Source organism: Nonomuraea sp. NPDC003709 (assembly GCF_040610775.1).
Lineage (GTDB): Bacteria > Actinomycetota > Actinomycetes > Streptosporangiales > Streptosporangiaceae > Nonomuraea > Nonomuraea angiospora_A.
This window is the reverse complement of the sequence record NZ_JBEXMW010000005.1, coordinates 315,514-340,135: the sequence shown is the minus strand read 5'-3', so window position 1 is coordinate 340,135 and position 24,622 is coordinate 315,514. Positions and strand designations below refer to the sequence as shown.

Below are 24,622 nucleotides of genomic sequence, written 5' to 3'. Positions count from 1 at the left end.
CCGCAATCGCGCCTCGCGGTGGTCAGAGAATGAGTGAGGGCGTCACCGCCAGTATCGTCGCCCGCGCCGGATCGTCCAGTCCCTGGCGTACCACGAGTTGCGACAGGCCACGCGGCACCGCGTCCAGGACGAAGCGGCCCTGGTCGTCGGCCCTGACCGTGCGCGGGCCCTCGCCGGTGCGCAGCTCGACCAGGTGGTCGCCCGGCGGCGCGAGCCAGCCGTCCACGCGTACGGCGTCCTCGTCCCGCGCGGTCACGCTGATCATGATCGTGAGGACCTCGCTGTCGAAGGTGATCGTACGGCTGTCCTCGCCGCCCCGGACGCCCGCCGGCAGCGGGGCCTCCTCCTGCGGGCGGAGGATCTCGAAGTCCAGCTCGGGGGATTCGAGGGCCAGGGCGAACTGCAGGCGTTCGACCAGCGTGGCGGGGACCGGGTCGACGGTGCGGTAGACGTCGGCGATGTCCTCGATGAGGAGCTGGTCCTCGGCGGTGAAGGGGGGAGGGTCGGTCCCGTCGGCCGTGTTCATCGGGGGCTCCAATCGGGGTCCTTCGCGAGCAGGCGGCGTAGCTTCGCGAAGCACCGGCCGCGCGTGGGTCCGATGCTGCCCATCGGCATGCCCAGGGCGGCGGCCACGGCGTCGTAGTGCGGACGAGGCACGAAGGCGATGATCCTGAGCAGCTCGGCGCACCGTTGGGGCAGGCTCTCGACGGCCTGCCAGAGCGCGCGCCGCCGCTCGTCGTGCACGAGGAGCTCGTCCGGCGTCAGCACGGGGTCGGGCAGCTCCTCGAACGCGTCGTCGCCCGGCAGGTCGTCCCTGCGCGAGGAGGCGCTGACCCGCCACGCCTCGCGCCGGGCGGTGGTGACGAGCCATTCGATCAGCGCGCCCGGCGCCGAGATGGTGTGCAGGTGGCGCAGCAGGATCAGCCAGGTCGTCTGGACGACGTCCTCGGCCGCCTGCGGGCTGAGGCCCTGGTTCCTGGCGGTGTGCCAGAGCACGGGCGTCAGCTCGGCGACGATGGCGTCCAGCGCGCCGCTCTTGCCCTCCCTGGCCTCGACCAGCAGGGCGGCCAGCCGGTCGCGGCGCCGGCCGGGAGCGGGCGCGCGTTCGAGTGCGGGGTCGCCGGTCATCAGATGGGGACGATTTCCGGCCGTACGGCCTTGTCGTCGACCATCGCGTCGACGACCTGCCTGGCCCGCTGGACGGGATCGACGCCGACCTGGCCGAGGGTCTTGGTGAGCTCGGCGGCGATGGTGCCGGCGACGATCGGGGCGGCGAACGACGTACCGCTCCAGCCGCAGAACGGCCCCACGGCGTCGCAGTCGAGCGAGGCGCGCTCGCCCGTGGTGAGCATCGCGTTCTGGGCGCCCCTGAACTTCGGCGGGAACGTGCTGACCACCATCGCGCCCGGAGCGCGCCACCGGACGGCGGGGTGCTCGTTGCTGAAGATGGCGATCGTGCCGTCGGGGTTCTTGGCGGCGACGCCCAGCATGGGTGCCAGCGGCGGGCCGGGCACGGCCGTCTCGGACAGCGCGGCGAGGTAGAACGGCCTGGTCGTGGCGTAGTTGCCGGCGGCGTTGACCACGATGACGCCGCGTGCCCGCAGCTGGTTGACCTTGTCGAACAGCGCCTGCATGGCCGGGTCGCCCGCCTCGGAGAAGCCGCCGAAGGAGCAGCACAGCACGTCCACGGCGGCGCCGGAGGCCATGAGGGCCAGCAGCCGGTCGAGCGCCGCGTGCACGGCCTCGAGGGGGACCACGCCGTCGCTGTGCATGACCTTGTACATGAGCACGCGGGCGTCCGGCGCGATCTGCGCGATGAGGCCGGCGAGCATGAGGCCGTGCCCGGTGTGGGAGTTCAGTACGCCGACGAGCGGGTTGGGCAGCTCGCCGAGGTCCTCGTAGCCGACGAGCTTGGCGACGTCGCGGCCCTGGTAGGCGGGGTGGGAGTCCTCGATGAGCTGCTGCCCGGCCGGATCGACGGTGAGGAAGGCGTCGGCGTCGGTCACCGGCCTGAACCAGGGGTGTTCCGTCACGCCGGTGTCCAGCGTGACCACCGTGATCCTGCGACCGCCGAGCTGGGCGAGCGACCTGCGGCGCGGCGGCCCCGCCACCACGGTCACGGGCACGCGTCCGTACCCCGGCCGGGCGCTCGTCTGCGGCTCCTCGATCACGGCGTGGCCGCTGGTGGCGGGCTCGCCGCCCAGGCTGAGCGAGCCGATGCCGCTCGTGGCCGAGCCCACGAACAGGTGGTCCAGTGAGATCGTGGCGAGCACCGCCTTGAACGGCCACCCGTCGGACTCGGCGCGCAGCGCCCTGCGCACGACGCGGAGGGCGCGCCAGGCGTCGACGTCGATGTCGTGCGCCTCCTTCTGGATCTCCAGCACGCCGGGCAGCCAGACGGTCTCGCGCCCATAATCCCGCTCGCGGGCGCGCCTGACGCTGACCGGCGACAGCTCCAGCTGGATCCCGGACAGCGCCCGGTTGATCCAGGAGACCACCTCGTCGGAGCGGAGCGCCTGCCCGGGGAAGAGCAGCACGTCCGAACGGTAGACCGTGGAGTCGGGGCGGCGCTCGCCCGGGTCGAGGGGGACGCCCCAGGGGTCGAGGATCCTGGCGCCGTGCCGGTCCAGGATCTCGCGGGGAAGCGTGATGCCCTGCCAGGGCGGCCCGAATCGTTCGGAGCCGCCCGATGCAGCTGGTTCGCGGATGTAGTCGATGCTCATCTCACCGTCTCCGTTCTTCCCTCTGTGGCGTACGAGAGCGGCGCCCCCGCCTCGATACGAGAGGTCGATAACGGAATGGTCACGATCCCGTCGGGTCGATCCCGCGGAGCATCATGCCCTGGCCCCGGGAGCGGTGGACGTCGTCGGCGGGCTGGTCCTCGGGGTCGCGGTACTGGATGAGCAGGGTCGTACGCGCCTCGTCCGCCCGGTTGACCCCGGACCCGTGCACGGTGAGATAGCTGAGGAACAGCACGTCCCCGGCCTCCGCCTCGACCGGGACCGCGGCCTCCAGCGGCCACTCCGCGAGCGGCAGGTGCCACCCGCCCGCCTCGAGGTGCGGCAGCGGCCCGTACCGGTGGCTGCCCGGCACCACGCGCACGCACCCCTTCTCCTCGGGCGCGGCGTCGAAGTGGAAGATCGCCGCGCCCATGGTGTGGCGGGTGTGCGGGAAGTGCGCGGCGTCCTGGTGCATGGGGAACGGCGAGCCCTTCTCGGCGGGCTTGACGAAGATCTTGGTGTGGTGGAGCTGCACGTTCTCCGAGCCCATCAGGGCAGCGGCGACGTCGGTGAAGCGCGGATCCACCATGAGCCGGGCGAAGGCGGCCGAGTGGAACTGCGCGTCGTGGCAGTGCCGCAGCTCGGTCCCCGCCCCGCCGATCTCCCGCGCGCTCCCCCACGTGGGGTCCGTCGGGCGCAGCCGCGCGAGCACCGCGTGACACTCCTCCCGGTACGCCCGCGCCTCCGCCGCGCCGAGCAGCCCTTTGACCAGCAGGTAGCCGTTGTCCTGGTAGAACCGCACCATCGCCGAATCGGTCATCGCACTCTCCCGCGCGTCCGCCCCGTGCCGTCCCTCCGAGTGATTCCCACTCCTGCGGGTGCGCTCGCAGCCGTGGCCGCGCGGGTGCGGGAGACTGGTGGGGTGACCACCGAGAACGCCGATCGCCCCGGTCCGCCCGTGACCAGCCCCTCGATCGTCCTGCTCACGCTGGCCCGCCGCATCGAGACCGAGCTGGCCGCCGCCCTGGCCCCGCTCGACCTCACGGTCAGCCGGCTGGGCCTGCTCGGTCACATATCCGGCGTGCCCGGGGTGTCGTTCAGCGAGCTGGCGCGGATGTCGGGGACGACGGTCCAGAGCGTGCACACCGCGGTGAAGGCGCTGGTCGCGGCGGGGCTGGCGCGCGACAGCACGGCCCGCGCCGGGTCGGCGTCGACGATCGAGCTGACGCCCGAGGGCGCGCGCCTGCTCGAGGCGGCCACAGGCGCGGTGTCCCGGGTGGACGACCTGCTGTTCGGGCCGGAGGCCGACCCGATCCAGCGCCAGATCGCCGACGCCGTCCACGCCGCCTTCGCGGGGGTCAGGCCGGTACGCGGGAGCGATGCCAGGCGTACGAGCTGACCGCGATGCCCGCCACCGTGACCACGGCGGCCACGACGTAGAGGGAGCGCAGCCCGAGCCCGCCGTCGATGACGCGCCCGCCGAGCCAGGCGGCGAACGCGGCGGCCAGCTGGTAGGCGGAGGCGTTCACCGCCATCGCCAGGGTGGGCGCCGCCGAGGCGGTGGCCAGCACGCGCGCCTGCATGCCGGGGATGACCGCGAACCCCGCCGCGCCCAGCACGAACACCATGACCGCCGTCACCGCCGTGCTGCCGCTCCCGGCCCACATGAGGACGAGCACCGCCGCGAGCACGCCCAGCAGCCCGAGCTGCGCGGCCCTCGGCGCCCGGTCCGACAGCCGGCCGCCGAGGAAGTTGCCCACGGCCGCGCCCACCCCGTACACCAGCAGCAGGACCGCCACCGCGCCGCCGGCGAAGCCGGTGACGTCCGTGACCAGGGGCGCGAAGAAGGTGAACACCATGAGCAGCCCCGCGTTGCCCACGGCCGTGACCGCGATGGCGAGCCGCACGTCCCGGGCGCGGAAGACGCGCAGCTCGCTCACGGCCGAGCCCCCGCCGGACGGCTCGCGCACATCCGGCACCAGCCGCGCGACCAGCGCGAACCCGGCCGCGCAGCACGCCGCGACCACCAGGAACGTGGCCCGCCAGCCGTGGGCGTTCCCGATGAACGTGCCGATCGGCGCGCCCAGGATCATCGACAGGTTCATGCCGAAGACGAGCTTGGAGACGGTGGACGCCTGCTTGCCCGGCGCGGCGGTGGAGACCGCGATGACGATCGCGTTGGCGAAGAACGTGGACGTCACCAGCGACGTGACGACCCTGGCCGCGAAGAGCACGCCGTACGCGGGGGCGAGCGCGGAGGCCAGGTTCCCGGCGATCGTGATCCCGAGCAACACCAGGATGAGCGGCTTGCGCGGGAAGCGGGCGGTGAGGGCCGTCAGCACGGGCCCGCCGACGATCATCCCGATGGCGTACGCCGTCACCAGCAGCCCGGCGGCCGGGATCGAGACGGCCAGGTCGGTGGCGATGCCCGGGAGGATGCCGGCGATGACGAACTCGCCGGTCGTTATCCCGAACACGCACCACATCAGCGACGGCACACTGAACCTCATCGATCTTCGCTCTCTTTCTTTACAGATCAGTACAGAACTAGGGCGGCAAAAAGGCCGCGGCTCCGTGAACCGCGGCCAGGGCTGCTACAGGGCGGCGACGGCCCCGTCGACGACGTCGAGGAGGGCGGCCCGATCGTCGGTGACCTTGGCGAGCACGCGCAGGCCGTAGTAGGCGCTCTGGAACGCCCGCGCCACCTGCCGCGGCGACCGGTCCGACGACAGCTCGCCCGTGCTCTGGCCGATCTCGACCAACCGTTGAAGCGCCTGCTCCAGGTCGGCGAACTGCCGCCGCACCAGCCCCGCGACCGCCTCGGTGCGCCCGCCGGCCTCGGTGGCGGCGTTGAGCGCCAGGCAGCCGCGCCGGCCCGGGTCCGCCATGTCGGCGTCGATCACGCCGAGCATGAGGTCCCTGAGCCGCGCGCGCACCGACCCGGACTCGGCCAGCATCGCCAGCTGCGCCTCGGCCCTGGTCTCGGCGTAGCGGCGGATCGCCTCCTCGTAGAGGCGGTGCTTGCTGCCGAAGGCGTTGTAGAGGCTGCCGCGGCCGAGCCCGGTGCGCTCGCACAGGTCCTGGGTGGAGGTCGCCTCGTACCCCTTCTCCCAGAAGACCTCCATCGCGGCGTCGACGACCGCCCGATCACTGAACTCCCGTGGCCTGCCCATGGGAGGAGGCTACCGGATTTTGTACAGACCAGTAAAGAACTGTCCGGGCTAGGGCGTGGTGGCGCAGAACTCGCCGCTCAGGGTGCTGACGCGCATGCATACCTCGTCTCCGCTGACCAGCACCACAGCGGGCCGGAAGTCCCCTTCGAGCGCCGTGCCGGAGGTGGACGTCGTGAGAGAGCCGGGGGTCAGGACATCGTTCACCATGAAGGTGAAGACGCCCGTGGCCGGCGCGGGCTGGATCTCGAACCAGTAGAAGCGGTCGCCGGGCACCCCGCGGACTTCCTGGCAGACAGGCGTTTCCGGCAGGCAGGTGATCGCCGCCTGAGCTGGAGGCGATCCCCCGAGCGAGAGGATCCCGGCGGCCACCGATACGGCGAGGGCGCGGAGCATGTTCGTCACCTTTTCTTCAGAGATCATCGAAGCCTTCCAGCCGATGATCTCTGAAGAGGAGGCGGCGGGCTACCGGGCGTCGATCCGCTGGCAGAGGCCGTAGACGAACCGGGCGCGGTAGGTGGCGCCGCCCTGGGCGAAGTCGACCGCCCAATGGTGCGGGGCCTGGCCCTCCTGATGGACGGCGCCGGGGAAGCTCGCGGCGACGTCGGCGACCACGCAGTTCCAGGGCGCCAGCTCGGCGAAGGACAGCGTCCTGGGGTCCCCGGGGCGGACGAACCACTGGTTCCACGTCTCGCCGCCGGGCCCGTACAGGACCTCGAACTCCAGGCCGGGCCAGGACGGCAGGGCCCAGCGGGACACACCGCAGGTCAGGCTGCCCACGGCGGTCGTGCCCTCGTACACGGGGCGGCCGAGCAGCGGCCGGAGCGTCTTCGGCGCCCTCGGCGAGTGGAGCATCCTCGTCCACTGGGCGTGCGCGGCCCGCAGCTCCGCCCTGGTCGCGCCCATGCCCCGGAGCGCGTCCTCGACCCGCGCGGGGTTGAGATCGCGCATCCGGTGCATCAGGGACAGTTCAAACTGCCGCACGCCGAATCGCACACCCCCGTTTTACCTGCTCCCGGCGTTGCACGAGGCATCGGGCGGGTGCCCTTTCCTACCATCGGCGGGTGACCATGGCGCGCCCCGTCCCAGGCCCCGGCTGGCTGACCCCGTTGGCGTTGCCCGCGTACCTCGTGCGGGGGGAGCACCTCCTCGACCGGGCCTTCGAACGCTACGGCGACGTGTTCGCGTTCTGGGCGCCGGGCATCGGGCGGGTCGCGCTCATGCGCGATCCCGCGCTGATCGGCGAGGTCATGACGGCGCCGCTGTACCCGTTCGAGGGCCGGCCCACGGCGGCGGCGTGGGGGCCGCGGTCGATCTTCGCGCAGCACGGGGCCGACCACCACCGGATGCGCAAGCTGGTGCTGCCCCTGCTGGGGGGCAGGGCGGTGCGGCGCCACCGCGAGATCGTGGCCGACGTGGCCGGGCGGACGGTGGACGGGTTCCCGGCCGGGATGCCGTTCGAGCTGCTGCCGCTGCTGTGGGAGGCGCTGCTGGAGATCGCGCTGCGCGCGCTGCTCGGGCTGGACCGGCGGCGCCTGGAGGTGTGGCGGCCGCTGGTGCGCGAGCTCCTGGACGTGGCGCTGACGGAGGAGCTCATGGTCCGTTTCGCGCTGCGCGGGCTGGGCGCCATCCGGCTCTGGCCGTCCGCGCAACGGCTCCGCGCCCGCTGCGTCCGGCTGGTCAGGGGCGAGATCGCCCGCCGCCACGACGGCGGCACCGGTGACGACGTCCTGAGCCTGCTGATGGCCTCGCGCACCGCCGAAGGGTGGCGGCTCAACGACGAGGCGCTGGTCGACCAGGTCCTGACCATGTTGCTGGCGGGGCACACCACGACCGCGCTGGGCGTGGCCTGGGCGGTCGAGCGGCTCGTACGGCACCCGTCCGCGCTCCACCGGCTGACCACGGAGGCCCTGCACGGCGAGGACGACCGGTTCGCCACCGCGGTCGCCTGCGAGACGCTGCGCCTGCGGCCCTCGACCTCGACCGTGCCGCTGGGCGTGGCGCGCGAGCGGCTCATGTTCGGCGGCTACCGGGTCGAACCCGGCACCAACCTGCTGGTGGCGCTGCGGGCGCTGCACCGCCATCCCCGGCACTTCGCCGACCCGTCGGCCTTCCGGCCCGAACGGTTCCTGGAGGGGCGTCCCGCCCCGTACAGCTGGCTGCCGTTCGGGACGGGGCCGCACGTGTGCGTGGGCAGGCACTTCGCGCTGCTGCAGATCTCGACGTTCCTGCACGTCGTGACCCGCCGCGTGATCCTCTCCGCCGCCGACCCGCGCGACGAGGGGATGAACCGCGTCGCCATCACCCACCAGCCCGACCGGGGCTGCACGGTGGTCGCGGTGCCCCGCGGCCCGATCACCCCGCGGCCTTTCGGGGGCCGGCCCGATGCCTGACACCCACCGATCACCCCGCGACCCTTCGACGGCCGGCCCGATGCCTGAGGCCCGCCCGCCGATCACCCTGCACCACGCCCGGCTCCGCGCCGCCCCGCACGGGCCGGACCAGCCGCCGCCCGATCCTGGGGTGATCGTGGCCCAGCCCGATCCCGAGGTGATCGTGGCCCGCGCGGGCGAGCGGATCGAGCGGCTGCGCGAGGCGTGGCGCGAGCTCCGCTACGAACGGTTCCTCCCGGAGGCGTGGCAGGCCCAGCTCCACCGGTTCGCGACCGCCCTCGACGAGCTGGCCCGCCCCGGCCGCCTGGGCGCCGTCGTCCTCGATCTGCTGCGGGAGCACGGGCTCGCGGAGCCCGGGCCGGACGGCCGGTGGCGGCTGACCGGTCCGGCCAGGCCGTACGAGCTGACCCGGAGCCTGCTGCTGCGACACCCGGCCTTCGTCACGGAGGTCGCGCTGAACAGCCGCATGTACCACCACCTGCCGGCGGTCCTGCGCGGCGAACGGGACCCGCTGGAGCTGCTGAGCCGCGACGGCGGCGGCGAGCTGACCCGCCAGCTCTACGACATCGCCCCGCTCTGCCGCTTTGCCAACCAGGTGGCCGGCACGCTGCTCGACGAGATCGTGGCCGCCTGGCCGCCGGACCGGCCGCTCCGGGTGCTGGAGGTCGGCGCGGGCACGGGCGGCACGACGGCGGCGCTCCTGCCGCGCCTGCCGTCCGATCGCACCCGCTACACCTTCACCGACGTCTGGCCGTTCTTCTGCACCGCGGCCCGCCGCCGCTTCGCCGCCCACGACTTCCTCGACTACCGGCAGCTCGACCTGAACACCGACCCCGCTGCCCAGGGCTTCGCGGCGGGCGGCTATGACGTGGTGGTCGCCGCCAACGCCCTGCACACCGCGCGGGACCTGGCCCCTGCCCTGCGCCGGGTCGGGCGCCTGCTCGCTCCCGGCGGTCACCTGCTGGCCGTCGAGACCCACGATCCGCGTCTGCTGATCGGCACCTTCGGCCTGCTGGAGAGCTTCTGGCAGGTCGACGACCGCGACCTGCGCCCGCACGGCCTGCTGCTGTCCCGGGATCGGTGGCCGTCGTTGCTGCGCGAGTGCGGGTTCGCCCAGGTGGTGCAGACCGGCGACGACCGGCCGCCTGCCCGGGACGGCTTCTCCGTCATGCTGGCCGCTCGTCTCCCGAGTACCGAGGCTCGGCGACGACCGTTGCCCGCGGCTGCCGGCGACACCCGATGGGTCGTCGCCGCGGAGACGGACTCCGAGCTGTCGCTCGCCGACGCGGTCGCCCGGTTGCTGACCTCCGGCATCGAGGGCGAGGCGACGAGCGACCAGGCCGTGGCGGCGTCGGCCCCGGCTGGGGCGGCGGGCGGTGCGGCCGTGGCGGCGCTCGCGGATGGGGATCCGGCTCGCTGGCGCGAGTGGGTGTGCGGCAGCGGGCCATCGAGCGGGTGGGTGTGCGGTGGTAGGCCGGGGAGCGGGCGGGTGTGCGTCGTGTTCGTGCTGGCCGAGCATGGTGAATGCGCCGGCACCGATGACGAGCCGCGTCTGAGGATGGAGCAGGCCGTCGCGCGGATGGGGGTGCTGCGGGCCGTCGTGGCCGCGTGCGACGAGCTGCCACCGACCGTCGAGCGCACCCTGTACGTGGTGACGCGGCCCAGCGGCGCGTTGCCCGCTCCGGAGCTGCCCCTCGTGCCCGCCGACGCGGCGATCTGGGGAGCTGCCCGCGCCATCGCCAACGACCGGCCCGGCCTGCGCCTGCCCAGGATCAGCCTGCACCGCGAGGGGACGGTCGCCGTGGACGCCCGCCGGCTGGCCCGCGAGCTGCTGGCCGCCTCCGGGGAGAGCGAGGTCGCGTTGACCCCGGGTGGCCGCTTCGTCGCCCGGGAGGTGCCGTACGAGGGGGTCGGCGACCGGGTGCGGCACTACGTCCTGGACCTCCGCCGGTCGGGCCGGCGCGGAGAGCCCGCCTGGACGGAGGCCGACCCTCCACCCCCGCCCGGCCCCGGCACCGTCACCGTCGAGGTCCGGGCCGTCGGCCTGCCCGATCGCTCGCTCCCGCCCGCCGTTGATGCCCGAGCTGCCGGTGATGCCCGGGAGGCCAGGGGCGCCGGGAACCCTTGGGACGGGAGCGCCGGGGGCGCCGGGAGCCCTGGAGACGGGAGCCCTGGAGACGGGAGCCCTGGAGACGGGGGTCCTGGGGACGCCGGGGATGTCAGGGAGGCTGGGTGGGCGTTCGCCGGGGTGGTCAGGGCGGTCGGGACGGGTGTGCGTGATGTCGGGGCCGGTCGGCGGGTGGTCGGGGTGGCGGCGGGCGTGCCGGCCTCCCACCTGCTCGCCGACGCCCGGCTCGTCGGCGCGATCCCCGACGGCATGAGCTTCGCCGAGGCCGCCACCCTGCCGATCCCGTTCATCGCCCTCGCCCGCCACGAGGCGCGCGGTGGCGCCACAGCGCTCGGGCTCGCGGCGCTGCAGGACGCGTGGCACCGCGGAACGCCGATCGCCGCCACCGCGAGGACGGCGGCCCAACGCGAGCTCCTGCACGGCCTCGGCGTGCCGGAGGTGCTCGACGGCCCGCACCCCGGGGAGGGTGTCCAGGAGGTGCTCGACGGCCCGCACCCCGGGGACGGCGGGCCGGAGGTGCTCGACGCAACGCACCCCGGGGACGGCGGGCCGGGGCGGGCGGTCGAGCCCGAGGTGTTCCGTGAGGTCATGGAGCGCGTCCACGCGGGCGTTCACCGCCCGCTCCCGCACACCCTCTATCCCGCCGCCCGGGTCCGGGAGGCGGTCGCGTCCATGCGGCACGACCGGCACCTCGGCGCGGTCGTGCTCTCCTTCGACCCCCTGGACGGCCCGGTCCCGGTCAGGACGCGACCCGGACGGCTCAGGCCTGATCCCGGGGGCACGTACCTCGTGGTGGGTGGCGTGGGTGGGTTCGGGGCCGCGGCCGCGTACCGGCTGGCGGAGCGGGGCGCCCGGCACTTCGCGCTGGTCTCGCGCAGGGGCGGCGACGCGCCGGAGGCGGCCGCCACGGTGGCCGGGCTCCGGTCGCGGGGCGCGCGGGCGTCCGTCCACGCCGCCGACGTCACCGACCTGGCCGCGATGGCGTCGGTGCTCAAGGAGATCGACGCCGGGGAGCAGCCCCTGCGCGGCGTGGTGCACGCCGCGATGGAGCCGGACTCGGGCGACCTGCTGCGCCTGGACCCCGCGCGGCTGGCCCGCGTGCTGGGCGGCAAGATGGCCGGCGCCCTGGTGCTGGAACGGCTCACCGAGGGGCGCGAGCTGGAGCTGTTCTGGCTGTTCTCCTCGGTCAGCGGCACGTACGGAGGCACGCGCCAGTCCGCGTACGCGGCCGCCAACGTCTTCCTCGACGCCCTGGCCCGGCGGCGGCGCGCCCGTGGCCTGCCCGGGCACGCCACCGCGTGGGGCACGATCGGCGACGCCGGGTTCGTCGCCCGCCACGGCATCGCGGAGGTGTTCGGGCGCAACGGCTTCCTGCCCATGACGTCCGGGGAGGCGCTGACGGCGGCCGAGGGCCTCATCGCGGCGGGCGTCGAGGCCGGTGCCGTGTCCCGCTACGACTGGGCCCGCTGCCGGGCCGCCCTCAAGGCCGGAACGGACGTCGCGACCCGGCTCGGCCCGCTGATCGACTAGTCCAGGGCCGTTCTTGACCGGACACGAGGACTCCGGCGCCGCCCCGGCCTCCCGCGCGGCGACATGCTGGGACCCCCGACAGACCCCCGACGGAGAGGCGAGGACTCTTGTCCGAGGAAGACATCCTGCGGCTCGTACGCCAGTACTGCGCCGAGATCTACGTCGTCGACCCGGCGGCCGTCACCCCGCAGACGACGTTCGTGGACGATCTCGAGTCCGACAGCATGAGCGTGCTCGAACTGCGGGCGGCGCTGGGCGGCCACGGGCTGGACATCGACCCCTCCGACTTCACGATGGAGATGACGGTCGGCGATGTCGCCCGGCTGGCGCACCGTTCGTACCTCGCCCGGCGAACGGCCGGTTAGCCCGGTCATGCGAGCTGCTGGGACCGTACCGCTGACCGGGTCGGACCGGCTCTTTCTCGGCGAGGTCGGCTCGGCCCGAGACCACCGGCTGCACATCGCCCTCGCGGCGCGGATGTCCGGCCCGGCCCCCGACTCCTGGGAGTTGCGGCGGCGGGTCGCCGAGGCGGCCGCGCGGGCGCCGGTCCTGACCTACCGGCTGGCCCGCGAGGGGTGGGAGCCGGATCCCGCCTTCGACCCGGCCTGCCACGTCGTGGAGTACCGGGTGGCGCCGGGCCGTGACGTGGGCGCGGCCGTGGTGGACGCCGTCAGGGAGAACCGGCTGCTGCCCGAGCACCCGCTGTGGAGCCTGATGGTCGTGCACGGGTACGCCGCGGACGAGCACATCCTGTGCTACCGCGTGCACCACGCCTTCCAGGACGGCGTGGGGGCGGCCCGGATCGCGACGCGGGCCGTGCTGCTGGGCAGGACCGTCCCGGCGCCCGACCCGAACGTGGCGGTGCGGGCGCCGGCCATGGCCCAGATGCGGCTGCTCGCCACGGCGGCCCGGCTGGCGGCCCCGTCGGCGCGGCTCAGACCGCCCCCGGGCAGGACCGGCAGATCGAGGGCGCGCACGTTCTTCCTGCGGCTCGACCTCGCCGCCTTCCGCGAGATCGCCGCCGCGACCGGCGCGAGCGTCCCGCAGGTCGGCCTGGCCGTGCTGGCCGGCGCCCTGCGGGCCTGGAACCCGGCCCACTGGCGGAAGGCGGGCCGCCGGGGCACGACCGTCTCCTTCCCGCTCAACCTGAACGGCCGCCTGCGCGACGGCGGCCTGGGCAACGGCGCGACCACCATGCCGGTCGACCTGCCCTGCGCCGAGCCCGCGGCGCGCGAGCGGCTGCGCGGGGTCATGGAGCAGACGAGCTTCGAGCGGATGGCCGTCTACCGGCGCGACCGCTATCCCGTCAAGGCCCCGGCGGTGGTGTTCCGGCTGCTCAGGTGGCTCGTGCCGAAGGCGTTCCCGGGCCGGATGACGGTGAGCGTCATCGGGGTGAACCTGCCCCTGGACGGCTGCTTCGCGGTCCCGCCCACGTACGACACCGGCGGAGGGGCCGTGTCGATGGTCTACAGCGACACGACCGTGGTCGTCTCCTGCGTCCTGTCCGCCGCGCTCGCGCACGGCGACCGGCTCCCGCGCCTGATGGAGGAGGCCCTCGAGGAGCTGCGGCAGGAGGTCACCCGGTGATCCGGCCCAGTGATCCGACGGGTCAGCAGGCGCGCAGGCGCAGGAGGGTGCTGGCGTAGGCGCCGTTGGGGGTCAGCGGCGGCAGGCCGCGGGACATCAGCACCGCGCCGTGGTGCACCGCGCCGGTGTCCTCGTCCCGGTAGCGGCCGTCCGGGTCGAGCCCGGCCAGGCGGAGAGGGGCGATCGGCGTGCCGAACGCGACGGGCCCGTGCCAGGCGAGCACCACCACCCGGTCGCCGTGCACGTACTGCACCCCGTACGGAAGCCGCCACAACCGCCCGAACTGCACGACGGGCCGGATGTCCTTGTAGACGGCCACCAGCTCGGCCGCCTCGGACAGCTCGGCCTCGCTCCAGCGGGCGAGGTCGCCGCCGAGCCCGAGCGCCCCGGCCATGGCCACGTGGAAGCGGAAGCGGAGCGGGACGGCCCGCCCGGTGAGCGGGTTCGGGCTGTCGGTGACCCAGGCGGCCATGGCCCGGGCCGGGTAAACCTGGCTGAATCCGCGCTGGATCGCGATGCGGTCGTGGGCGTCGGTGTTGTCGGAGGCCCACACCTGGTCGGTGCGGGCCAGGATGCCCAGGTCGGTACGGCCGCCGCCGCCCGCGCACGCCTCGATGCGCAGGTGCGGGTGGTCGGCGCGGAGCCGGTCCATGATCGAGTAGACGGCCCTGACGTGGTCGATCCAGAGCCGGTCCTGGTCCGGGTCGCCGGGCCGGCCCGCCTCGGTGAAGGCGCGGTTGAAGTCCCACTTCAGGAAGTCGACGGCGTGCTCGGAGACCAGCTTGTGCAGCCATTTGTGCGCCCAGTCGGCGACGTCGGGCCGGGCGAAGTTCAGCACGAGCTGGTTGCGCAGCAGCGTGCGGGAGCGGCCCGGCATGTGCAGGACCCAGTCGGGGTTGGCTCGGTAGAGGTCGCTGTCGGGGTTGACCATCTCGGGCTCGACCCACAGGCCGAAGCGCATGCCGAGCCGGTGCACCTCGTCGATGAGCGGGCTCAGCCCGTCGGGGAAGCGCTCCTCGTTGACCCACCAGTCGCCGAGCCCCGCGCTGTCGCCGGTGCGGCCGCCGAACCACGCGTCGTCCATCACGAACAGCTCCGCGCCCGCCCGGGCGGCCAGCCGGGCGAGGTCGCGCTGGTTGGCCTCGTTCACGTCGAACCCGACGGCCTCCCAGGCGTTGTAGACGACCGGGCGCGGCTCGTCCGGCCGGGGCAGCACGTGCCTGGCGATGTGGTCGTGCCAGCGCCGGCTGGCCTCGCCGTACCCGTCGGGCGCGTACACGCCGGCGAACACCGGCGTCACCCACTCCTCGCCCGGCTCCAGCCGCCAGGTGAGGCCCTCGTGGCCGAACCCGCCGGTCCAGCTCGCCCGCCCGGACGGCGTGCGGGTGAGCGTGACGCGCCAGCTCCCGCTCCAGGCCAGCGCGCAGCTCCACACCTCGCCGTGCCGCTCGCCCGCGTCGCCGCCGTCGATCATGAGCCAGGGGTTCGCGTGGTGGCTGGTCACCCCGCGCCTGCTGGTCAGAGTCGTTTCCCCCACGGCCAGCTCGGTACGGCCCAGCGCGTGCTCCGAGCTCCAGCCGCCCGTGACGTGGCTGAGCCGGTAGCCCTCCAGCGCCGGAACGCTCCAGGCCGCCGAGTCGCACCGCAGCACGGTCACCGGCACCCGCGGCCGCAGCACGGTCCAGCGCTCGATCACGTCGCTGTCCTCGTGCACCCGGTAGTGCAGCTCGACCAGGAGCGGATGGCGGCGGTCGGAGAAGCGCAGCGTCAGGTGACCCCCGTCGATGTCATGGCCGTCGTGCCGCCACTCGATCCCCCGGTCGCCGCCCGGGAGGACGACCTGCAGCGACGGCGTCTCGAACCGCGCCCCCACCTCGGAGACCAGCTCCTCCTCGCCCGCCGTGCTGTCGAAGCTGCTGGCCCCGGACGCGGCGGGACCGGGGAGGCTGGCGGCCTGCTCGGCGGTCAGCGCGGGGCCCCAGTGCAGGCAGCGGGGGGCGTCGTCGTCCGCGAGGGCCACGACGTAGCTCGTGCCCGGGGTACGCAGCAGCCACCTGCGGCTGGAGGCGTCGAAAGTCACCGATCGCATGCCCCGGAGCCTAGGCACGACCCCGCTCGAATTCAATTCTTGACGAAGTTAATTACTGCTACTATCGCACTCATGCACCCTCGGCTCACCTCGACCCCCGCGGCGGCGACCGTGTTCACCATGGTGCTGACGCAGGGGCCGGTCTCCCGGGTGGAGATCGCCAAGCGGAGCGGGCTGTCGTCCGCCGCCGTCACCAAGGCCGCCCGGCCGTTCATCGAGGCGGGCTACCTGGAGGAGCTGGAGGCCACCGAGCGCACGGCGCCGGGTGCGGGCCGCCCGGCCAGCCCGCTCTCCATCAGGCCGGAGCGGGAGTTCTTCTGCGGGGTGAAGATCACCCACGAGGAGCTCATCGGCGTGGTCACCGACCTGCGCGCGCAGCCGCTGGTCTCGGCGCACCGCCCGCTGGCCACGACGTCGGCCGAGGGTGTGGTCTCGGCGCTGGCCGAGCTGGTCGCCGAGCTGCTGGCCACCGACCCGGCCTACGGCGAGCGCTGCCACGCGCTGGGCCTGGCCGTGTCGGGCGACGTCGACAAGGCCCACGGGGTGGTGCGCTACTCCCCTTTCCTGCAGTGGCACCAGGTGCCGCTGGCGCGGCTGGCCGCCGAGGCCACGGGCCTGGTCGTCACGATCGACAACGACGTCAAGTCGCTCACCGTGGCCGAGCAGTGGTTCGGCGACGGGGTGGGCACGTCGTCGTTCGCCCTGGTCACGGTGGGGGTGGGGATAGGGTGCGGGCTGGTGGTCAACGACCGGGTGGTGGCCGGCGCGCACGGGGTGGCCGGGGAGATCGGCCACATCCCCGTCGGGGGTGACGAGCCCGAGTGCCACTGCGGCGGGCGCGGCTGCGTCGAGGCCATCGCCGGCACGGCACCCCTGCTGGCGGCCGCGCGCACGGCGTCCGGCGACGCGTCGCTGACCGTGGACGCGGCCATCGACGCCGCCCAGGCGGGCGATCCGGCGGTGCGGGAGGTGTTCGCCCGCGCGGGGCACGCCATCGGGCTGGCCATGGCCGCGATGGCCAACCTGTTCGGGCCGGAGCGGATCATCGTGACCGGGGACGTGCCGGGGCTGGCCTCGTACGGGCTGTTCGAGGAGCAGCTCAACCGGTCGTTCGCGGCCCAGGCGTTCGGCGCGGCCGCCGACTGCCGCCTGCTGCTGCGCCCGCGATCGTTCGAGCAGTGGGCCCGCGGCGCCGCCGCGGTCGCCATCCAGCAGCACTTCGCCCTCGAGCCATGAACAGGGAGACCGAGTGACCGCAGCGCCCGGCATCTGGCAGCCGCACGATCGAGCGTTCGAGCAGCCGGAGGAGGTGCGGATCGAGGCCGCGGGGCTCGCGTTCGAGTGCTCGGCGGCGGCCGTGCTCACCTGCACGGCCGCCGAGCCGTCCCCGGGCGTCCTGGAGCTGCGCGTCGTCCCCGACCGGACCGCGGACGTGCGGGTGGCCTGGCAGGTGCCGTGCGTGGACGCGACCGCGTTCTGGGCCGCCGACGGCGGCGAGCATCGGGGGTTGCCGCCGTTCTGGCGCCGTCCCCGCGTGGCGGCGCTGGAGAAGAACGCGCCCGTCGGCTGCCTGGTGGGCGCCGGTGACGTGGCGCTGTGCGCCTACGCCGCGGGCGAGGTGGTCAGGCCCGTGCGGACGCGTACCGGGGTGGTGGAGGAGACCGGCGAGTTCGGGTTCTGGGTGGAGCACGAGGCCGACCCGGACACGGGGCTCGTGCTGCGGCTCGACCTCACCCGGCGGCACTTCGCGACCACGCTGGCGGAGGTGGCGGACTGGTGGCGTGCGCTGCACGGACCGGTCGCCGACGTGCCGCGGGCGGCGCGGATGCCCGCGTACTCGACCTGGTACGCCATGCAGCAGCACGTCAGCGCCGAGAGCGTGGAGCGGCAGGCGGGGCCGGCGGCCGAGCTGGGCTGCGAGGCGATCATCGTGGACGACGGCTGGCACAGCGACGACCGGGGGCGCGGGTACGGCTATGTCGGCGAGTGGGAGCCGTCCCCCACTACATTCCCCGATATTTCGGGACACGTGGCCAAGGTGCGGGGCGCGGGGCTGGCCTACCTGCTCTGGTACGCCCTGCCGTTCGTCGGCAGCCACACGGCGCTCTGGGAGCAGGTGCGGGGGTACACGCTGGCGTACAAGGAGCACATGAACGCCGCCGTCGTCGACCCTCGCTACCCGCACGTCCGCGACCTGATCGCCGGCCACCTCACCCGGGCGGTCACGGAGTGGGGCATGGACGGCCTCAAGATCGACTTCATCGACCAGTTCGCCGTGGAGGACCCGCCCGAGCCCGGCCCCGAGGCCGACTGCCGGACGGTGAACGAGGGCGTGCGCCGGCTCCTGGCGCAGCTGCCGCGTGACTGCCTGGTCGAGCTGCGGCAGCCGTACGTGAGCCCGGGCCTGTGGCCGTACGCCACGATGGTGCGCGCCTCCGACTGCCCGCTCAGCCCGGCGCACAACCGGCAGCGCACGGTGGACCTGCGGCTGATCGCGGGACCCCTGGCCGTGCACGCGGACATGCTGATGTGGCACCCGGACGAGCGGCCCGAGCACGTCGCCACGCAGCTCGTCAACGTGCTCTTCTCGGTGCCGCAGATCTCGGTGGACCTGACCGCGCAGACGCCTGAGCAGCGCGAGGTGCTGCGGTTCTGGCTGGGCTTCTTCCGGGAGCACGCCGAGGTGCTGCAGCGCGGCTCCTTCGAGCCCGCCCGGCCCGACCTGGGCTACCCGCAGGTCACGGCCCGCTCGGGCGACACGGTGATCACGGCCCGGTACGCGCCGATGCCGGTGGCCGCGCCCGCCACCGGCACGCTCTGGCTGGCCAACGGCGACGCCTCCACCGACGTGCTGCTGCGGGTGCCCGACTCGGGTACGGCCCACGCCACGATCCTCGACTGCCGCGGCCGCACCGTCACCGAGGGCAACCTGCCCCTGCGCCCGGGCATCGCCCAGGTCAACGTCCCCGTGGGCGGCCTGCTCCGACTGACCCGCTAGCGGGTCAGGTTGTAGGCGCAGCCGCTCTAGCGCCCGGACAGTCGGCGGCTGCGCCTGGTCCGCGTTACCGGCGCAGCCGGTCCAGCAGCTGGGCCTGGTAGAGCGAGGGCGGCAGGAGGCCGGGCTGGTTGGCGCCCTCGATGTACCCGGCCGGCTGCGCGAACGGCCCGTCGCCGGTGATCGTGCCCTGGCAGCCGATCGCGTAGTTCTGGGCGGTCGGCGGTTTCTGCACGATGAGCCTGCTGGTCGAAACGTCGCAGTTCCACGCCACCGAGTGGGCCGCCGACCACCCGTGCGAGGTGCCGTACCGGCCGCGGTTGTACAGCCCGAGCGTGTAGTCGTAGTGCGGGTCGACGTCCTTGTGGCCGTCGAACAGCAGAGCCTGCGACCACCGGCGGTGGCCCTCGCTGGAGTTGAGCGCGTACTCCGAGGTGCCGCGCAGGAACACCACGCCCGACACCGTGCTGTGGCCGTTGGAGACGAACGCGTGCCTGGCCTTGTACGCGTAGCAGTCGCGGAAGAGCACCTGCTGCGAGTAGACGTAGGTGTTGAAGTTGTAGCGCCTGCTCCCCGTCACGATGCTGACCGGGTCGACGGCCCGGCAGTTCTCGACCGTGGCGCGGGTGGTCTCCTGGGTGGCGACCCCGGCCTGGGTGAAGTGGAGCATCGTGCAGTCGCGCACCCACGAGTCCTCGGTGCGCAGCAGGACGATCGCGTTGTAGGCGTGGTCCTCGTCCTGCTCCGGGTCCCCCTGGTACTCGATGTCGACGCGCAGCCGCTCCACGCCCACCTGGGTGACCAGCCCGGCCCGGTCCCACTTGTAGAGGAAGGACGGGGACAGGGCGCGGTTGAGGTGGTTGAAGACCGGGACATCGATTTTCACGACATTTCCGGAAACTTCGCGTACGTACCTGTTGTAGATGAGGGGGTGCTCGCCCACCTTCCACGCCGGTCCCACGTCGTGGCCGCCGTAGTCGATGGCCTTCAGCCACTCCTCGGTGCAGGGATGGGTGATCACGATGTTGTCGCCGGGCCGCAGCGAGCCCGCGTCGGCCACCGCGAACTCGCGCGCGCCCACCTGCACGAAGTCGGTGGTGATGTCGGTGCGGGTGCCGGGCACCTCGCCCGTCCAGCCGCCGCCCGCCGCGCCGCCGGCCACGATCACGTCGCGGTCCTTCGGGTTGTTCCCGGTGGCCTTGATGATCGTGTTGCCGGCCGGGTCCTCGCCGTCGCCGGAGCCGCGCAGGACCGTGCCGCTCGCCCGTACGTACAGGGTGCCCGCCACCGGATAGAGGCCGGGCAGCAGGAGCAGGGCGCCGCGCCGCGCGCGGGGCAGCGCGGCCACCTCGTCGAGCGCCGCCTGGATATGGGCGGTGTTGTCGCCCTCGATCGGGCGGATCGTCTTGACGACGGGCACGTGCGGGATCGGCCGCTCGCCGTTGCGGTAGCCGGCATGGCTGAAGTCGGGGATGCGGTTGCCCTCCGCGTCCTGCTCGTACGCCAGCCGCCCCCACCGGTCGTAACGCACCAGGCGGGACTGCCAGATCGTCGAAGCGCTCGCGGAGACCGCTCCCGCGGCGGACAGCGCCAGCGCGCCGCCCGCCGCGAGCACGGCCCGCCTGCTGAGGTCATGTGCCATGGTCCACCTATCTGATGACGATCTTGTCGAGCTCGGGCCCGCGGGCGGTGAGGCCGAAGAACCGGATCGTGTTGACCCCGGCCACCAGGTCCACCGGCACCGTCGTGGTGGTCACCGTGTCCTTGGTGCCGGTCATCGGCACCTGGATCGCGTCGCCGCCGTTGACGCTGACCGAGAACGACTGGGAGCCGTCCACCAGCGCGTGCACGGTCAGCTGCCGGGTCCCGGTGGTCTCCGACAGCACGCCCCTGACCACGGTGTAGTCGTAGACGTTGCCGCCGACGAGGATGACCTTCCGCCCGCCGGAGCAGACGGCGCAGTAGGCGGGCTCGGCGGCGCCCTCGAAGACGTTGCCGGCCCGCTCGGCCTCGTACGTCCCCGGGCCGCGGTCCGGCGGCGGCAGCTTCACCGGCGGCGTCGCGGGCCCGAGCTGCTCCGCCTTCAGATCCTTGACCAGCAGGTACGTCTCCTGCAGCCCGGCGCTCTTGATGCTGCGGTAGATGCCCCACTTGGGCCGGTTGTACTGCTCCTGCGTCCACCACAGGTCGATGTTCTCGACCTTCTGGTCCACGATCGTCCGCGAGCCGTTCTTCGGGCCGTCACGCAGCACCCACCGCATGTATCCGGCGTCGCCGGACTTGAACTCGATGGTCGTCGTGACCCACTTGTTCTGGATCGGCTCCAGGTCGGCCGTGGCGAAGTCGTGCGACTTGTTGTCCTCCAGCGTCCAGTAGCGGGCCGCGATCTTCTGCACGCCGTTCACGACCGGCAGCGAGATCTGCGCGATCGGCGTGCCGACGTCGGAGTTCTTCAGCTGCCAGATGTGGGTGAAGTTCGTGGTCGCGTCCAGCGTGTCCGGAATGTACATCTGGTACGTGATCCGCCAGGTCTCGTCCTTGCGGATCTCCAACGGGCTGCCGTCGGCCGCCCGCATGCCGCGTACCTCGTTGCGCATGCGGTCGGAGCCGTCGCGGTCCTCCAGGTGCGCGTCGAACCGCCACACACCCTTCTCGGCGCGCACGTGCGGCAGGCCCTCGGGATGGGAGCCGCGCCGGTCGTCCTCCAGCGCCTCGAACGCGTTGACGCCGTCGCGCCACGGGCTGGGGTTCCACCGGGTCTCCCATCGGGGAGCCCCGCCGGGAGACGCTGCGACGACGGCGTGGGCCGGGGCCGTCTGCAGGAGCAGCGCCATCGCCGCCAGGGCTCCCACCAGGTGCCTTCTCACTGAATCGTCACCCTGTCGAGGTCGGGCGCGCTGGCGCCGTCGTTGAAGAAGCGGACGCTGTTGGCGCCCGCGGCGAACTGCACCGGGACCGTCGTGGAGACGGGCGTGCTCCAGTCCGTGCCGGTCAGCGAGACGGTCTGGGCGGCGCCGCCGTTCACGCTGACCTGGAAACTGCGCGTGCCGCTCACCAGGCCGTGCACCGTCAGCTGCCGGGCGCCGGCGGAGGAGGACTGCACGTTCAGCGTGACCGCGTTGCCGGAGCCGCCGCCGATCCAGCCGACCTTGGTGCCGCCCGAGCAGCCGGAGCAGGACGCGGTGCGGGCGGTGCCGCTGAAGGAGCCCTGCTCGGCCTCGTACGCGGACGGGTCGGTGCTGCCGCCGCCGGTGAGCTGGTAGGCCTGCAGGTTGCGGACCAGGAGGTAGGTGTTCTGCAGGCCGGAGCTGTTGATGCTGCGGTAGATGCCCCACTTGGGCCGCAGGTACTCGTCGTCGCCCCGCCACAGGTCGGTGTTGTCCAGGCGCTTGTCGACGAGCGTGGTGGAGCCGTCCTTGAGCGTCCAGCGCAGGTAACCGCTGTCGGAGGCCTTGAACTCGAACGTCGTGTCCACCCACTTGCCCTGGATCGGCTCCAGGTTGGTGTTGCCGACCTCGTGGGTCTGCTCGGCCTCGTCCCAGTAGCGGACGTTGATCTTGGGGGTGCCGCCCGAGATCGGCAGCGACATCGTGTAGAGCGGCGCGCCGGAGCCGGGCACCTTCATCTGCGCGATGTGGGTGAAGCTGCTGGTCGCGTCCAGCGAGGTCGGGATGTACAGCTGGTAGCTGATGCGCCAGGTCTCGTTCTCGAGGATCTTGAGGTACGAGCTGCCGCCGGTCCGCATGCCCTTGACCTCGTTGCGCTGGCGGTCGTCGCCGTCGCGGTCCTGGGTGTGCATGTCGAAGCGGTACGCGCCGCCGGAGACGTAGATGTGCGTGACGCCGGAGTGCGAGTCGGCGCGGTCGTCCTCGATGCCCTCGAACGCCTCTGCGACGGTGTCGTCCGCCGGATCCGGGCTCCAGCGCAGCGTCCAGGCGGCCGCCGCGGCGGGAGTGGCGGCGGGCAGTGCGGCGGCGGCGGTGACCACCAGGGCGGCTAAGACGCCACCGATGCGCTTGTTCATTGGTCTTCTCTCCTCAGGTGAAGCGTGAACCCGCCGTTGGGGGGAACGGCGAGGTCGAGCTTGCCCCCGGCGGAGACGGTGACCGTCTCGGCGAGGATCCGGTCGCCTGGGGCGTCCCGGTAGATCTCGGCCGCCCATTCCCCCTGGTCGAGGAAGTCGAGCGGCACGGTGAGCGTGCGGGCCTCGCCCGACACGCCCGCGCCGACGTACCATTCGCCGCCGTTCCTCCTGGCCAGCAGGATGTGGTCGGCGGGGTCGCCGGACAACAGCCGCGTCTCGTCCCACGCGGTGGGGACGGCCGACAGCAGCCGCAGGGCCTCCGGCCGGGCTTCGTAGGCCTCGATGCCGTCGGCGAAGTGCTGGACGCCGGACTCGAAGATCACTGACAGCGCGAGTTCGAACCCGGCCGAGATCGTGCGCACGCCGGTGAACGTGCACGGCGTGAAGTCCATCGGGCCCTGCACGTTGCGGGTGAAGGCCAGCGACAGGTAGTGGGCGGGCTGGTAGAGCGGCTGCTTGCCGGGCTTCGGCTTGATCCACTCGGCGCCCTTGACGGCTTCGGCGGTCATGAACTGCGGCCACGTCCGCTCGGTGCCGCGCGGGATCGTGCCGCCGTGGAAGACCACCATGAGCTCGAGCCGGGCGGTGGCGGCCAGGATGGCGTCGAACCAGCGCATCCGGTCCTGGCCGTCGGACTCGGTGAAGTCGATCTTCACGCCGACCGCGCCCCACTCCTTCCAGAGCGCGAGCTTCTCGCGGTGCTCCAGCTCGGTGTCCACGTGCTGCCAGTGCGACCAGAGCCAGACGCCGACGCCCTTCTCCTTGGCGTAGGCGATCAGCTCGGGCATCCACTCCTTGTTCCAGCCCGCGTCGGCCAGCAGGTACGGCCAGCCGTTCGCGGCGGCGAAGTCGGTCCAGCGCTTCTGGGCGTCGAGGTCGCGCGTCGAGGGCCCGTCGGACCACCACGACCAGGCGGCCGCCCCGGGCTTGATCCAGGAGGTGTCCTCGACCCTGGACGGCTCCGCGAGGCTGGTGACCAGGTCGCTCTCCACGATCGTGGCCAGGTCGCCGACGATCATCGTGCGCCAGGGGGTGGTGAGCGGGCTGGCGGCGGTCACGTACGGGTCGGGCAGGTCGAGCCGGAACGTGTTGCCGTCGAGGAGCAGGCGGGAGCCGGCGTAGCCGCTGTCCAGGTTCGACTCGGTCACGAACATCCAGGAGCCGCCGGTCTCGAAGAGCGAGGGGTAGCCGTACAGGATGGGCTCGGCGTCGGCGACGGTGCCGTGCCGGTGGATCTCCTCGTAGTCGCAGCGGCCGTTCTCGTACGGGAGCAGCACCGCGCGGGCCTCGGGCGGCAGGACGTACTCGGAGGCCTCCTCCACGACGGTGACCGGGCCCGTCCACGGCACCACGTACCGATAGGCCACGCCGTGCCCGCCGACGCGGACCTGCACGTCGAGCCGGTGCCCGTCCTTGGTGAACGACAGCGTCCACTCGCCGGCCTCGTAGCCGTGCTCGCGCCGCTTGCCGGTGACCGTCCGGTAGGTCTCCTCGACCCGCCGCTCGGACATCCCGGACAGGGTGAGCCCCTTGCTCAGGTCGGCGTGGGCGGTCCTGATGCCCAGCCTGGACGGCTCCAGCACCGTCCGCTCGCGGTGGCGCACCTCCAGCGTGAGCACGCCCTCGGTGGAGAGGGTCAGCCCCGCTTCCAGGTCCTCGTCACTGAACGTCCAGCTTGGCACGTGCCCTCCAGGGAAAAAGGAAGAGATAGGAGGAGTCGATCGCGGCTCACCAGCCGTCCCCACACCTGGCACGGCCGCCGGTCAAGGCGTCCGGATCTCCTCACAGTGCGCTAGAGCCTAGGTTGCAAGCGCTTTCAATTCAATTCTTGACGAAGTTAATTACCGGGTCTACGGTACGGCCATGCCTCACGGACTGCCACAGGTCCAGCTCATCAACGCGCTGATACATCCGACCTCTATCGAG

The 24,622-nt window shown here is 73.0% G+C and carries 20 protein-coding genes; 7 read left to right on the top strand and 13 right to left on the bottom strand.

What is annotated here, in order from left to right; genetic code table 11:
* Positions 1-22: 22 nt before the first annotated feature.
* The 4 genes from ABZX61_RS17905 to ABZX61_RS17890 all read right to left on the bottom strand — a co-directional run bounded on the left by ABZX61_RS17905 (position 23) and on the right by ABZX61_RS17890 (position 3,540).
* Positions 23-526, bottom strand: coding sequence for a hypothetical protein (locus tag ABZX61_RS17905; RefSeq protein ID WP_355195705.1), 504 nt, complete (start codon positions 524-526; stop codon positions 23-25).
* Positions 523-1,128, bottom strand: coding sequence for a sigma-70 family RNA polymerase sigma factor (locus ABZX61_RS17900; RefSeq protein ID WP_355195703.1), 606 nt, complete (start codon positions 1,126-1,128; stop codon positions 523-525). Before ABZX61_RS17900 ends, ABZX61_RS17905 begins: the two co-directional genes overlap by 4 nt.
* Positions 1,128-2,723, bottom strand: a complete 1,596-nt coding sequence (locus ABZX61_RS17895; RefSeq protein WP_355195701.1) for a S8/S53 family peptidase — start codon at positions 2,721-2,723, stop codon at positions 1,128-1,130. Before ABZX61_RS17895 ends, ABZX61_RS17900 begins: the two co-directional genes overlap by 1 nt.
* 79 nt (positions 2,724-2,802) lie before the next feature.
* Positions 2,803-3,540, bottom strand: coding sequence for a phytanoyl-CoA dioxygenase family protein (locus tag ABZX61_RS17890; protein ID WP_350727721.1), 738 nt, complete (start codon positions 3,538-3,540; stop codon positions 2,803-2,805).
* A 102-nt stretch (positions 3,541-3,642) separates the two neighbouring features.
* Between ABZX61_RS17890 and ABZX61_RS17885 the strand changes: the two genes are divergently transcribed.
* A complete protein-coding gene (locus tag ABZX61_RS17885; protein WP_355195699.1) occupies positions 3,643-4,119 on the top strand; it encodes a MarR family winged helix-turn-helix transcriptional regulator in 477 nt (158 codons plus the stop codon).
* On the opposite strand, the gene ABZX61_RS17880 is transcribed toward ABZX61_RS17885, so the two are convergent.
* The 4 genes from ABZX61_RS17880 to ABZX61_RS17865 all read right to left on the bottom strand — a co-directional run bounded on the left by ABZX61_RS17880 (position 4,079) and on the right by ABZX61_RS17865 (position 6,874).
* Positions 4,079-5,230, bottom strand: coding sequence for an MFS transporter (locus ABZX61_RS17880; RefSeq protein WP_355195697.1), 1,152 nt, complete (start codon positions 5,228-5,230; stop codon positions 4,079-4,081). The genes ABZX61_RS17885 and ABZX61_RS17880 overlap by 41 nt on opposite strands.
* A gap of 84 nt (positions 5,231-5,314) precedes the next feature.
* Positions 5,315-5,893, bottom strand: a complete 579-nt coding sequence (locus ABZX61_RS17875; RefSeq protein WP_355195695.1) for a TetR/AcrR family transcriptional regulator — start codon at positions 5,891-5,893, stop codon at positions 5,315-5,317.
* Between the two features lie 48 nt (positions 5,894-5,941).
* Positions 5,942-6,286 carry a hypothetical protein gene (locus ABZX61_RS17870; protein WP_355195693.1) on the bottom strand — a complete coding sequence of 115 codons (345 nt, stop codon included), beginning with the start codon at positions 6,284-6,286 and terminating at the stop codon, positions 5,942-5,944.
* 69 nt (positions 6,287-6,355) lie between these two features.
* A complete protein-coding gene (locus ABZX61_RS17865) occupies positions 6,356-6,874 on the bottom strand; it encodes a hypothetical protein (RefSeq protein ID WP_355195691.1) in 519 nt (172 codons plus the stop codon).
* Positions 6,875-6,960: 86 nt separating this feature from the next.
* Between ABZX61_RS17865 and ABZX61_RS17860 the strand changes: the two genes are divergently transcribed.
* The 4 genes from ABZX61_RS17860 (at position 6,961) to ABZX61_RS17845 (ending at position 13,528) form a co-directional block, all read left to right on the top strand.
* Positions 6,961-8,283 carry a cytochrome P450 gene (locus ABZX61_RS17860; RefSeq protein WP_355196131.1) on the top strand — a complete coding sequence of 441 codons (1,323 nt, stop codon included), beginning with the start codon at positions 6,961-6,963 and terminating at the stop codon, positions 8,281-8,283.
* Between the two features lie 40 nt (positions 8,284-8,323).
* The gene (locus ABZX61_RS17855; protein ID WP_355195689.1) at positions 8,324-11,941 is read left to right on the top strand and encodes an SDR family NAD(P)-dependent oxidoreductase; all 3,618 of its coding nucleotides are present in this window, start codon (positions 8,324-8,326) and stop codon (positions 11,939-11,941) included.
* A 107-nt stretch (positions 11,942-12,048) separates the two neighbouring features.
* A complete protein-coding gene (locus ABZX61_RS17850) occupies positions 12,049-12,306 on the top strand; it encodes an acyl carrier protein (RefSeq protein ID WP_350727714.1) in 258 nt (85 codons plus the stop codon).
* 7 nt (positions 12,307-12,313) lie between these two features.
* Positions 12,314-13,528 carry a wax ester/triacylglycerol synthase domain-containing protein gene (locus ABZX61_RS17845; RefSeq protein ID WP_355195687.1) on the top strand — a complete coding sequence of 405 codons (1,215 nt, stop codon included), beginning with the start codon at positions 12,314-12,316 and terminating at the stop codon, positions 13,526-13,528.
* 22 nt (positions 13,529-13,550) lie between these two features.
* Here ABZX61_RS17845 and ABZX61_RS17840 read toward each other — a convergent pair whose 3' ends face one another.
* On the bottom strand, positions 13,551-15,617 hold the full coding sequence (locus ABZX61_RS17840; protein WP_355195685.1) for an alpha-galactosidase: 2,067 nt from the start codon (positions 15,615-15,617) through the stop codon (positions 13,551-13,553).
* A 72-nt stretch (positions 15,618-15,689) separates the two neighbouring features.
* On the opposite strand from ABZX61_RS17840, the gene ABZX61_RS17835 reads away from it, so the two are divergent.
* The gene (locus tag ABZX61_RS17835; RefSeq protein ID WP_355195683.1) at positions 15,690-16,853 is read left to right on the top strand and encodes an ROK family protein; all 1,164 of its coding nucleotides are present in this window, start codon (positions 15,690-15,692) and stop codon (positions 16,851-16,853) included.
* Positions 16,854-16,866: 13 nt separating this feature from the next.
* On the top strand, positions 16,867-18,615 hold the full coding sequence (locus ABZX61_RS17830) for a glycoside hydrolase family 36 protein (protein ID WP_355195681.1): 1,749 nt from the start codon (positions 16,867-16,869) through the stop codon (positions 18,613-18,615).
* 64 nt (positions 18,616-18,679) lie between these two features.
* Here ABZX61_RS17830 and ABZX61_RS17825 read toward each other — a convergent pair whose 3' ends face one another.
* From ABZX61_RS17825 to ABZX61_RS17810, 4 genes are read right to left on the bottom strand one after another with little or no spacing between them, the layout of a single operon-like run.
* Positions 18,680-20,254, bottom strand: a complete 1,575-nt coding sequence (locus ABZX61_RS17825) for a hypothetical protein (RefSeq protein WP_350727709.1) — start codon at positions 20,252-20,254, stop codon at positions 18,680-18,682.
* Positions 20,255-20,261: 7 nt separating this feature from the next.
* Entirely contained in the window at positions 20,262-21,479 is a 1,218-nt protein-coding gene (locus tag ABZX61_RS17820) for a hypothetical protein (RefSeq protein ID WP_355195678.1), read from the bottom strand.
* On the bottom strand, positions 21,476-22,636 hold the full coding sequence (locus ABZX61_RS17815) for a CBM35 domain-containing protein (protein ID WP_355195676.1): 1,161 nt from the start codon (positions 22,634-22,636) through the stop codon (positions 21,476-21,478). Before ABZX61_RS17815 ends, ABZX61_RS17820 begins: the two co-directional genes overlap by 4 nt.
* Positions 22,633-24,378 carry a glycoside hydrolase family 97 catalytic domain-containing protein gene (locus ABZX61_RS17810; RefSeq protein WP_350727706.1) on the bottom strand — a complete coding sequence of 582 codons (1,746 nt, stop codon included), beginning with the start codon at positions 24,376-24,378 and terminating at the stop codon, positions 22,633-22,635. Before ABZX61_RS17810 ends, ABZX61_RS17815 begins: the two co-directional genes overlap by 4 nt.
* Positions 24,379-24,622: the final 244 nt, after the last annotated feature.